This window comes from Amycolatopsis sp. H20-H5 (assembly GCF_035828755.1).
Lineage (GTDB): Bacteria > Actinomycetota > Actinomycetes > Mycobacteriales > Pseudonocardiaceae > Amycolatopsis.
This window is the reverse complement of the sequence record NZ_JAYMZS010000054.1, coordinates 47,300-58,047: the sequence shown is the minus strand read 5'-3', so window position 1 is coordinate 58,047 and position 10,748 is coordinate 47,300. Positions and strand designations below refer to the sequence as shown.

The following is a 10,748-nucleotide window of genomic DNA, read 5'->3' as shown; positions in this document are numbered from 1 at the left end:
GATGACCGACCAGTGCTCGCGCGTCCAGAAACTCCCGATCCGCCCGCTCCACACCCTGCATGACACTATTCTCCCAGCTCAGCATGCCATTTCAAGGAGACACGCCGATTATTCAGCAGCCTCCTAGGCACCAAACTGGACGACATGACATCAGTTTCCGGACGCCTTCTCAACCACAGGGTCTCCGGCGCGCTCTGCGCGCTGGAGACTTCACGTCGCGCGCCCTCTTTTGGGCCCGCCAGGGCCCCTGGGATTGTGACGGTAGGCCGCCCCTCCCACAAATCGCGAGTCGCACCGAGCCAGGGGTGGCCTGGCGGCGCAATCCCAGAAGCGCGCTGACAAAGACGACTGTTAGTTTCCGTCGATGAGCCAGGAGCTTATGACAGACCCGGTCGCCCGCGGTGCGCTCGCCAAGGCCACTCGGCGGCTCGTGCCGCTGATGGCCGTCTGCTACTTCTTCGCCTATCTCGACCGGACGAACCTCAGTGTCGCCGCGCTGACCATGAACAAGGACCTCGGCATCTCGCCGACGGCCTACGGGTTCGGCGCCGGGCTCCTGTTCATCGGCTACATCCTGCTCGACGCCCCCAGCAACCTGATCATGCACCGCGTCGGCGCCAGCCGGTGGATGGCGCGGATCATGATCGTCTGGGGCATCGTCGCCGCGGCCTGCGCGACGATCCAGGGCGAGACCAGCTTCTACGTCCTGCGTTTCCTGCTCGGCGTCGCGGAAGCCGGGTTCTTCCCCGGCATGATCCTGTACCTGACCTACTGGTTCCCCGCCGCGCGCCGCGGCACGGTGACCGGGCTGTTCATGGTCGCCGTCCCGCTGTCGACCGCGATCGGCGCGCCGCTTGGCGGGCTGCTGCTGAAGCTCGACGGCTTCGGCGGGATGAGCGGCTGGCGCTGGCTGTTCATCGCCGAAGGCCTGCCTTCGGTGGTGCTGGGCGTAGTGTTGTTCTGGCTGCTCCCGGACCGGCCCGCGAACGCGAAATGGCTCACCGGCGAGGAACTCGAGTGGATCGACACGACCCTCGCCGCCGAAAACGCCGCGACCGCCGAGCGGAATCCACTGAGCGTCCGGCGCGCACTGTTCCACCCGAGGGTGATCGGCCTCGGCCTGGTGTACTTCGCGCTCGCGTTCGGCCTGTACGGCCTGGGGTTCTGGATGCCCCAGATCATCAAGGCGAGCCTGAAGATCACCGACGACCTCGACGTCACCTTGCTGACCGCCGCGCCCTACGCGATCGGCGCGGTCGCGATGATCCTCTGGGGACGCCGCTGCGACCGGACCGGTCGCTCCACGCGGTACACGGTCGTCCCGCTCGCGCTGGGCGGCGCCGCGCTGACCGTGTCCGCGTTCCTCACCTCCGCGCCCTGGCTCGGTTACGCGGGATTGTGTGCCTGCGCGATCGGCGTGATGGCCGCGTTCCCGTGTTTCTGGACGTTGCTGCCCGCGTTCCTGTCCGGTGCCGCGGTGGCGGGCGGGATCGGCGTGGTCAACTCGATCGGCAACGTGTCCGGGTTCCTCGGGCCGTACTGGGTGGGCTGGATGACGAAACTGTTCGGCTCCAGCCAATGGGGCCTGGTCACCATCGGCGTGGTGATGATCGCGGGGGCCGCCCTCGCCGGCGTGCTCGGCAAACCCCGCACCGCGTGAACGGATGTGAGACGCCTCTCGTCGGTGTCTGACAGGACACATCCACGTCGCGGCGACGCCTGAGCCTGCTTAGTGTTCGGAGGGTGAGCGCTCTATGACGTGGTGGCACGCCGTGATCATCTTCATCGCCGGAATCTGGGCGGGCACCATCAACGCGGTGGTCGGTTCCGGGACCCTCGTGACGTTCCCCGTCCTGGTCGCACTGGGCTACCCACCGCTGACGGCGACGACCTCGAACGCGATCGGCCTCGCGCCCGGCACGGTCAGCGGCGCGATCGGCTACCGTGCCGAGCTCGAGGGCTACTGGCCCCAGGTCATCCGCTACTCCGTCGCCTCGTTCTTCGGCGCGATCGGCGGCACGATCCTGCTGCTCAAGCTGCCGAAGGACGCCTTCGAGACGATCGTGCCGGTGCTGGTGGGCCTCGCGGTGATCCTGGTGATCATCCAGCCCAGGGTGTCGAAATGGGTCGCGAGGCGCCGCCAAGGCGACGAGACCGAGCACAAGGGCGGCCCGTTGCTGCTCTTCTTCATCTTCCTGATCGGCATCTACGGCGGCTACTTCACCGCCGCGCAGGGCGTGATGCTGATGGCCGTGATGGGCATGATGCTTTCCCAGCCGCTCCAACGACTCAACGGCGTGAAGAACGTGCTCGCGGCCGTGGTCAACATCATCGCCGGACTGATCTACGCCTTCGTCGCCCCGATCAGCTGGCCCGTGGTCGCCCTGCTGGCCGTCGGCTCGACGATCGGCGGCCAGGTCGGCGCGAAGATCGGCCGCAAACTCCCCCCGACCGTCCTGCGCGGCGTGATCGTCGTCATCGGCCTCGCCGCCGTGGTCCAGCTCCTGCTCAAGTAACCAACTGCCCCTGAAGGCCACCATCACAGCGTCTAACGCCGTGATGGTGGCCTTCAGGGGGCATCCGCGTAAGCCCTGGCGGACGGGAGTTCGGCGGCTAGCGGGGGAATTCCCGCGCGGCGGCCAGGAACAGGTCGTTCTCCTCGGGCGTCCCGATGGTGACGCGGACGCCGTCCCCGGCGAACGGCCGCACGATCAGCTTGCGGTCCAGCGCGTGCTCGGCGAACGCCAAAGCCTTGTCGCCCAACGGAAGCCAGACGAAGTTCGCCTGCGTCTCCGGCACCTCGTACCCGGCCTCCACCAGCGCCGCGCGCACCCGGTCCCGCTCGACGACGATCTCCGCGCAGCGCTCCAGCAGCTCGCCCGCCGCGTCCAGCGAAGCGATCGCGGCCGCCTGTGCCACCGCGTTCACCGAGAAAGCGACGTACACCTGACGCACCGCCGTCGCGATCGCCTCGGGCGCCACCAGGTAGCCGACCCGCAGCCCGGCGAGTCCGTACGCCTTCGAGAAAGTGCGCAGCACGGCGACGTTTTCACGCGTGTGGGTGAACTCGACGCCGTCCGGGACGTTGGTGTCGCTGACGAACTCCTTGTACGCCTCGTCGAGCGCGACGAGCACGCCCTCGGGCACCGCGTCCAGGAACCGGATCAGCTCGTCGCGGCGCACCGCCGTGCCGGTCGGGTTGTTCGGGTTGCACACGAACACGATGCGCGTCTTCGGCGTGATCGCCGCCAGCATCGCGTCGAGGTCAAGGGCATGTCCGCTGCTCAGCGGCACCTTCACGCTCACCGCGTTCGCGACCTGCGTGACGATCGGATACGCCTCGAACGAGCGCCACGCGAAGATCACCTCATCGCCGGGCGCGCACAGCGCCTGGATCAGCTGCTGGCACAACGACACCGAGCCGCAGCCGATCGCGAGCTTCGCGGCGGGCACGTCCAGCTCGCGCGCGAGCCGGGCGACCAGTGCGGACGAGGCGGTGTCGGGGTAGCGGTTGATCCCGGCCGCCGCCTCGGCGATGGCCTTGGTGACGCTCGGCAGCGGGCCGCCGGGCACCTCGTTGCTCGCCAGCTTGATCGCGCCTTCGATCGTCCGGCCCGGGACGTACTTCGGCAATGATTCGAGATCAGCACGCGGGGCTAGGGCGGACATCTTCGGCGCTCCTCGGGTTCGCGGTGAGTTCCGGGTCACCGTATCTTTCGTGGGCTCATCGCCGCGACCCGCTTTTCTCCGCACCTCCCGTTGCCCGCTGTTGCACGTTGTTTACCCGGTGGTGGTTGAGTGGGTTCATGACCCTCACCGACACCCTCGACTACCAGCGCGCCGACGGCCGGGCCCGGCGCCTGACGTTCGCCGAACCCGAGGGCGCCATCCGCGGTGGCCTGGTGGTGCTGCACGAGGCCGACGGGGTCACCGACGGCGTCCGGCTGCTGATCGCGAGCCTCGCCGGTGAGGGCTGGCTCGCGGTCACCCCGCACCTCGACGGCGAAAAGCTGACGCAGCAGGACCTGCTCGACGCGACGGACATCACACTCGCCTGGCTCGTCGAGCGCGGCGTCCAGGCCGATCTGCTCGGCGTCGTCGGCTTCGACCTCGGCGGCACCGCGGCGCTCGTCGTCGCCTCGCACCGCAAGCTCGGCGCGGCGGTCAGTGTCGGCGGCCAGGGCGACGTCGAACTCCCCGCGCTGGTCGAGATCGCGGGCAGGCTGACCAGTCCGTGGCTGGGCATGTTCGGCGACGGCGGTGACGAGCAGGGCGGCGCGCAGTTCGAGCGGCTGCAGGACGCGGCGGCCTCGTCGAAGGTGGCCACCAACGTCGTCCGCTACCCGGGGGCGAACCACCGCTTCGACGCCGATCCGGCCGCCGCCGCGGAGGCCTGGCAGCGCACGCTGAACTGGTTCGACGCGCACCTTCGGTAACCCCGGGGAACCATTACCGAGTGCCTCGCGTCACAATCGTGACGAGGGGGAAACTCATGGAAAAAGTAACAAGGACACCGAACGCGACGCCGTCCGCGCCGTTCACGACCGGCGCCGCGGTCGCTCTGGCGCCAGTCGCGAGCCAGGTCTCGGGCGTCCGCCAAGAGGCCGCGGCCGGGGCCGTCAAGCTGACCGACGACGCCGCCAAGAAGCTGCTGGATTCGCTGGATCATGTCCGCGGGGTGCTGAGCGGGCTGATCGCCGACGCCGCCGAGCTCGAAATCCCGTTGTCGTTGGGGGACAACTTCATCGGCAGGGCGCTGAGTGCGCGGCTGCAGGGCGCGGCGACCGACGGCACCGGCGCCGCGCTGCCCGTGCTCGACGAGTTCGGCAAGGTCCTGCACGACCTCGAGCTGGCGGTGAAGTCCGCCCAGCACCTGTACCGGGCCAAGGACGACAAGGCGCGCGAGGACCTCCACCGGATCATGGACCGGTTCGACATGACGGACGGGGTGCGCCGGTGATCGCGCTTCCGCCCGTCGAGCCCGAACCGGGGCCCGAGCATCTCGCCGAGTCGATCGACTGGCTGACGTACTCGCACCAAGAGCTCTACGACATGGTCAACACCGGGCTCGACCTCACGCAGGCCACCAGGGTCGCCGCGCGGTGGGCGAAGCTGGGCGAGGCCCTCGACGAGATCGGCGCGGAGCTGAGCCGCGCGGTCACCGCCTCGGCGGACGGCTGGGAGGGCGCGGGTGCGGACAAGGCCCGCGACGCGGCGACCCGCCTGGTGGCCTGGGCGAACGACGCGGGGCGTCGCGCCACCGAGGTGTCCGGCTGCGTGAGCAGGCAGGCCGACAACGCCGAAACAGCCCGGCTGACGATGCCGGAGCCGCCGCGGGTCCCGGTGCATGCCGTCCCGGCCAGCAAGGCCGTCCCCGCGGACAGCACCGCCGCGATGTCCGCGAGCGCGTTCACCGGCGGGGATTTCGCGAGCGCGGGCGCGATGATGATCGACCCCGGTCCGCAGCGTCTGCGGGCGCAGGAGCTGCACCACCAGGCCGCCGACGTCATGCGGCGGCTTCAGCGCGACTCGAGCGAGGTGTTCGGCACGGTGCCGGAGTTCACCCCGCCCGGCGACTCGCTCGGCAAGAAGAAGGACCAGCCGAAACCCCGCCCACCCGCGGACAGCACGACGAAGGCCAGCGCGGACGTCCCGGGGCCGAAGGTCCTCGCGCCGATCGAGACCCCGCGCGAGCCGCTGGGGCAGGGCCCCGCGGCCGGAGCGGGAACGCTCGGAACCGAGGGACGTCCGGGTGTCGCGCAGGTCCAGCCGGGATCGGCCGCCGCCGGTCAGCGGCCGGGCGGGATGGGCGCGATGCCGATGGGCGGAGCGTCAGGCGCACGCCGTGAGGAGGACGCCGAACGGGTGACGCCGGGCTATCTGGTGGAGGAGTCGGACATCTGGGCGCGGGGCGGTCCGGTGACACCGCCGGTGATCGGCGAGGAACCCCGGCGGGGCGGGTACTGAGCGCATGCGCGACCCGGACTCGGGCTGGATCCGTTTGCACGCCGGGGAGTTCTTCCTCCTCTGGTCCGCGCTCGGGCTCGGCGAGCTGCCCGCGGCACTGGCCGTCCCGCACCTCGGCCGGACGCCCGCCGCGCGCGCCGAACTGGTCGCGAACGCCGATCGCGCGCTCGCCGAGCGTGAGCTGGGCACCGTCGACCGGCCCGCTCGCGACCTCGCCGCGCTGCTGCGCTCGGTGGCGGACGGTGACCTGGTCCTCGATCTGCACGCCGAGGGCGCTGGGACGCCGTATCGCGCGATCGGCGTCGTCGGGCGCCACGGCGCGGCGTCGGTCGGGGTGGAGGGCACCGAGGTCTGGCTCGGCGCCACCCGGGCGAGGAACCTGGTCCGCACCCTGCTCGGGGCGCTGACCCGTGAGCCTGCCGGTGAGGGCATCCCGGCGAACCTGCGTGCCGCGGACTTCGAGGCGGCCTGCGCCGAGGGCGAGCGGGAGGGCGTGGCCGGGTTCGCCGAGGTGCTGCGCTACGCCGGGGTGCGCCCGCCGGAGCTCGCGGTGGTGGTCCGCGCGGTCACGCACCGTCGCGGTGGCGGCCGCCTGGGCGGTGCCGCGCGAGGCCGCGAAAATCGGTGGATCCGCGGCGCCAACACGGTCAATTGGGTCGATACCCCCACCGGCCGCTACGCCCTGCGCCGCAGCGGTGACTGGGTGACCGTCACGCCGCTGGATCCGTCGCGACTGAGGTCGATGGCGGAGGAGCTGATGGGGGATATCGCGGGATAAGGTCGATGGGTGACGTACACCGCCGACGCTCCCGAAGTGCTCTGGCGCCCCGATCCGGGCCACCTGTCCGACACCAAGATCGAGGCCTTCCGCCAGTAGCTGCGCGCCGAGCGCGACGTCACGGTGGACGACTACCAGTCGTTGTGGGAGTTCTCCACCCAGCGCGTGCCCGAGTTCTGGGACGCCGTCGTGGAGTTCCTCGGAGTCCGCTGGCACGACCGGCCCCGCGAGACGCTGTCCGGCTCGATGCCGACGGCGACCTGGTTCGACGGCGGCACGCTCAGCTACGCCGAGCACGCGCTCAGAACGCGTCTGAGAACTGACGTAGTAGCCGCCGCTCGAAGCCTCGGGCGCCTGTCCTTCGAAGCCGCTTACCCTCCACAAAGGACGAAAAGTCTACCCATTCGCCCGTTTCATACCGCCATGACCGTTTCATGTGTGCCCCTGAAGGCCACCATGATAGCGTTAAACGCCGTGAAGGCTCCCATCAGGGCACACGGCAAGCCTGCGGTGGCGACTGAAGGTGGCCGGGGACCTTCCCTCGACTCAACCTTGCAAAAGTCCCTTTCACCAGAACAGACCGTGTGAAAGTCCCCGTCAGTCACGCGGCCCCAGGCACCAAACTGGACGACATGACATCAGTGTCCGGACGCCTTCTGAGCGCACTCGGCGTGACCAAGGGCGACCGGGTCGTCGCGCTGGCCCCGAACTGCCCCCAGACGCTGATCGCCTTCCTCGCCGCGGCGAGCCTCGGCGCGGTGTGGTCCTCCTGCTCGCCGGACTTCGGCGTCCGCGCGATCTCCGACCGGTTCGCCCAGATCGAGCCGAAGGTGCTCGTCGCCGTCAACGGCTATGTCTACAATGGACGGTCGTTCGACACCATGACCACGGTGGCCGAGCTGCGGGAGCAAATCCCGTCGCTCGAGGCGACGATCCTCGTCGACTACGTCGGCGGTGACACCCCCAGCGACACTCCCAGCGACATTCTCGGCGGCACGCTCGACTGGGACGCCCAGCTCGCCGCGAACACCGGCGCCGAGCTGGCTTTCGAGCCGGTCGAGTTCGCGCACCCGCTCTGGGTGCTCTACTCCTCCGGCACCACCGGCCTGCCGAAGGGCATCGTCCACGGGCACGGCGGCATCACCGTCGAACACCTCAAAGCCCTTGCGCTGCAAAGCGATCTCGGCCCCAGCGACCGGTTCTTCTGGTTCACCACCACCGGCTGGATGATGTGGAACCTCCTCATCTCCGGCCTGCTGACCGGCTCGACCATCGTGCTGTTCGACGGCAGCCCCGGCCACCCGGACCTGAACGTGTTGTGGCGACTGGCCGAACAGCACCGCGTCACCTATTTCGGCACGTCGGCGCCGTACAGCCAGAGCTGCCTCAAAGCGGGCATCAAACCCGCGGAGCGGTACGACCTGACGGCGTTGCGCGTGCTCGGTTCGACCGGCGCGCCGCTGAGCGTCGAAGGGTTCCGCTGGATCGCCGACGAGGTCGGCAAGAGCGTCCAGATCTGTTCGGTGTCCGGCGGCACCGACGTGTGCGCGGCGTTCGTCGCCGCGTCGCCCGACCGGCGGGTGTGGCTCGGCGAGCTGTCCTGCGCCGCGCTGGGCGCCGCGCTTGCCGCGTTCGACGAGGCGGGCAAGCCGGTGATCGAAGAGGTCGGCGAGCTGGTCGTCACCGAGCCGATGCCCTCGATGCCGCTCTTCTTCTGGGACGCCCCGGACGGTTCGCGGCTGCGCGAGGCGTACTTCGACAGGTACCCCGGGATCTGGCGCCGCGGCGGCGTGCGGATGGGCACCGCCGAGTTCTACCGGGTCGCCGAGGGCTTCGAGCAGGTCGCGGACTCGCTGGTCATCGACACCTCGGCCGCGGGCAACGAGGACGGGCAGCTGCTCTGCTTCCTGGTGCTGACCGACGGAGTGAAGCTCGAGGACGTCGAGCCGGTGCTGCGCAAGGAACTGCGTGGCGCGCTGTCACCGCGGCATGTACCCGATCGGTTCGTCGTGGTGACCGAGGTGCCACGCACGTTGAACGGTAAGAAGTGTGAGGTACCGGTCAAGAGGATCCTGTCCGGGGTGGCTCCGGAGCGCGCGGTCAGCCGCGACACGCTCCTCAATCCGGACGCGCTGACGCCGTTCATGGAGCTGGCCGGGGGGTAGAGGGGGAAGCATGGCGTCGCCGAGCGTGTTGCAACGGTGGTGATGGGGGAACGCTCGAACGGCGCCGAGGCGGCCAGGCACGCCACGCACGCGACCTGGCGGGTCGCGGGCGCGAGCTCGGTTTTCGTGATCACCTGGGTGACGCGGCTGACCGGCGTGATGGCGCTGGTTTCGGTGCTCGTGCCCGCGGGACGCCGGAGCCTGCGCGGGCACCTGGCCGAATGGCTGGAGCTGCCGCAGGACGCGACCACCGCCGCGGCGACCGTCGTACTGGTCACCGGCGTCCTGCTGATCCTGCTCGCCGCCGGGTTGCGGCGGCGCAAGCGGCGCGCGTGGCAGCTCGCGGTCGGCGTGACCGTGCTGCTGACCGTGTCGCATCTGGGGCTCAAGCACGTGTTCGGCGCGGGGCTGGTCTCGGTGGTCTTGCTGGCCGGGCTGCTCGCCACCCGCCGCTACTTCGTCGCCCTGCCCGACCCGGTGACCGGCCGGTGGCGCGCGTTCGGGGCGTTCCTGCAGCTCGTCGTGGCCGGGTTCGGGATCAACCTGGTGCTGCTCTCGGTGGCCCCGCAGATCGTGCTGGAGCCGCTCGGCTTCGGCGACCGGATCGCGGAGTCGCTGCTGGCGCTGACCGGGGTCAGCGGGCCGGCGGTGTTCCACGCGATGTGGCTGGAGGATCTGACCGCGGCCGTCGGGCTGCTGTTCGGCCTCGGCGCGATCCTGCTCCCGGCGTACTTCCTGCTCAGGTCGGCGGAGCCGTCGCCGGAGCTGACCGACGACGAGGTCACCCGCCTGCGCGTGCTGGTCGACGAGCACGGCGCACGGGACTCGCTGGGCTACTTCGCCTTGCGCCGGGACAAGTTCGCGGTGTTCTCCAAGTCCGGCAAGGCGGCGCTGACCTATCGGGTGATCGCCGGAGTGGCGCTGTGTTCCGGCGACCCGCTCGGTGATCACGAGGCGTGGCCGGGCGCGATCGAGGAGTACCTGGAAGTGTGCCGCCGCTACGCCTGGGTGCCCGCGGTGATGGGCTGCTCGGAGCTCGGCGCGACGGTCTGGGCGCGGTTCGGCCTCGAGGTGCTGGAGATCGGCGACGAAGCCGTCGTCGACGCCGCCGGGTTCACCCTGGACGGGCGCGTCATGCGCGGTGTCCGGCAGGCCGCGTCGCGCACCAAACGGGCGGGCTACAAGGTCCTCGTGCGCAAGGCCGAGGACCTGCGCCCCGGCGAGCTCGACGAACTGGTGGCGCTGGCCGCGAACTGGCGCAGCACCGACACGGAGCGCGGCTTCTCGATGGCGCTGGGCCGGATGGGTGACCCCGGTTCGGTGCTGGTGACCGCCGAGCAGGACGGCCGCGTGCGCGGCGTGCTGCAATTCGTCCCGTGGGGTGAGCACGGACTGTCGATGGACGTCATGCGTCGCGACCGGACCGCTGACAACGGCCTCAACGAGCTGATGATCTCCGAACTGCTGTTGGCGGCCCCCGAACACGGCTTCGAACAGGTCTCGCTCAACTTCGCCGCGTTCCGCGCGGTGCTGGAGCAGGGCCAGCGCATCGGCGCCGGCCCGGATGTCGGCCAAGGTGCTGCACTTCTTCTCACGCTGGATCCAGATCGAGAGCCTGTACCGCTTCAACGCGAAGTTCCAGCCACGCTGGGTTCCCCGCTACCTGGTGTACCCCGGCGCGCGCGAACTTCCCCGCGTGGGCATCGCGGTGATCGAGGCCGAGGGGCTCGGCGGCCGGTCCCCGCGGCTGCTCCGGATCCTCCGGCGGGCGTGAGGGGGGTGCCTTCCGGCGGGCCCGAAGACTTGTGTAATCTATCTCGGCAGTGGTCGTTTCGACC

General features: G+C 70.0%; 8 protein-coding genes and 2 pseudogenes. 9 read left to right on the top strand and 1 reads right to left on the bottom strand.

From position 1 onward, the window contains the following. The first annotated feature begins 364 nt into the window (after positions 1-364). Both QMK34_RS26775 and QMK34_RS26770 read left to right on the top strand, forming a co-directional pair. The gene (locus QMK34_RS26775) at positions 365-1,660 is read left to right on the top strand and encodes an MFS transporter (RefSeq protein WP_326417180.1); all 1,296 of its coding nucleotides are present in this window, start codon (positions 365-367) and stop codon (positions 1,658-1,660) included. Between the two features lie 94 nt (positions 1,661-1,754). Continuing rightward, positions 1,755-2,516, top strand: coding sequence for a sulfite exporter TauE/SafE family protein (locus QMK34_RS26770; protein WP_326417179.1), 762 nt, complete (start codon positions 1,755-1,757; stop codon positions 2,514-2,516). A gap of 97 nt (positions 2,517-2,613) precedes the next feature. Here the strand turns inward: QMK34_RS26770 and hisC are convergent, their stop codons facing one another. Next, complete coding sequence (gene hisC, locus QMK34_RS26765; protein WP_326417177.1) at positions 2,614-3,669, bottom strand: histidinol-phosphate transaminase; 1,056 nt, start codon at positions 3,667-3,669, stop codon at positions 2,614-2,616. A 137-nt stretch (positions 3,670-3,806) separates the two neighbouring features. On the opposite strand from hisC, the gene QMK34_RS26760 reads away from it, so the two are divergent. The 7 genes and pseudogenes from QMK34_RS26760 to QMK34_RS26730 all read left to right on the top strand — a co-directional run bounded on the left by QMK34_RS26760 (position 3,807) and on the right by QMK34_RS26730 (position 10,684). Beyond that, a complete protein-coding gene (locus tag QMK34_RS26760) occupies positions 3,807-4,436 on the top strand; it encodes a dienelactone hydrolase family protein (protein WP_326417176.1) in 630 nt (209 codons plus the stop codon). A gap of 56 nt (positions 4,437-4,492) precedes the next feature. Next, complete coding sequence (locus QMK34_RS26755) at positions 4,493-4,960, top strand: hypothetical protein (RefSeq protein WP_326417174.1); 468 nt, start codon at positions 4,493-4,495, stop codon at positions 4,958-4,960. Further along, positions 4,957-5,967: a PPE domain-containing protein gene (locus QMK34_RS26750; protein ID WP_326417173.1), complete on the top strand. Its 1,011-nt coding sequence runs from the start codon at positions 4,957-4,959 to the stop codon at positions 5,965-5,967. Before QMK34_RS26755 ends, QMK34_RS26750 begins: the two co-directional genes overlap by 4 nt. Positions 5,968-5,971: 4 nt before the next feature. Beyond that, complete coding sequence (locus QMK34_RS26745; protein WP_326417172.1) at positions 5,972-6,745, top strand: ESX secretion-associated protein EspG; 774 nt, start codon at positions 5,972-5,974, stop codon at positions 6,743-6,745. A 99-nt stretch (positions 6,746-6,844) separates the two neighbouring features. After that, positions 6,845-7,048, top strand: a pseudogene (locus tag QMK34_RS26740) (acetyl-coenzyme A synthetase N-terminal domain-containing protein); the annotation flags it as partial. Positions 7,049-7,377: 329 nt separating this feature from the next. Beyond that, the gene (locus tag QMK34_RS26735; protein WP_442785225.1) at positions 7,378-8,910 is read left to right on the top strand and encodes an AMP-binding protein; all 1,533 of its coding nucleotides are present in this window, start codon (positions 7,378-7,380) and stop codon (positions 8,908-8,910) included. 42 nt (positions 8,911-8,952) lie between these two features. Continuing rightward, positions 8,953-10,684: pseudogene (locus QMK34_RS26730) on the top strand (phosphatidylglycerol lysyltransferase domain-containing protein). The last annotated feature ends 64 nt before the right edge of the window (positions 10,685-10,748 follow it).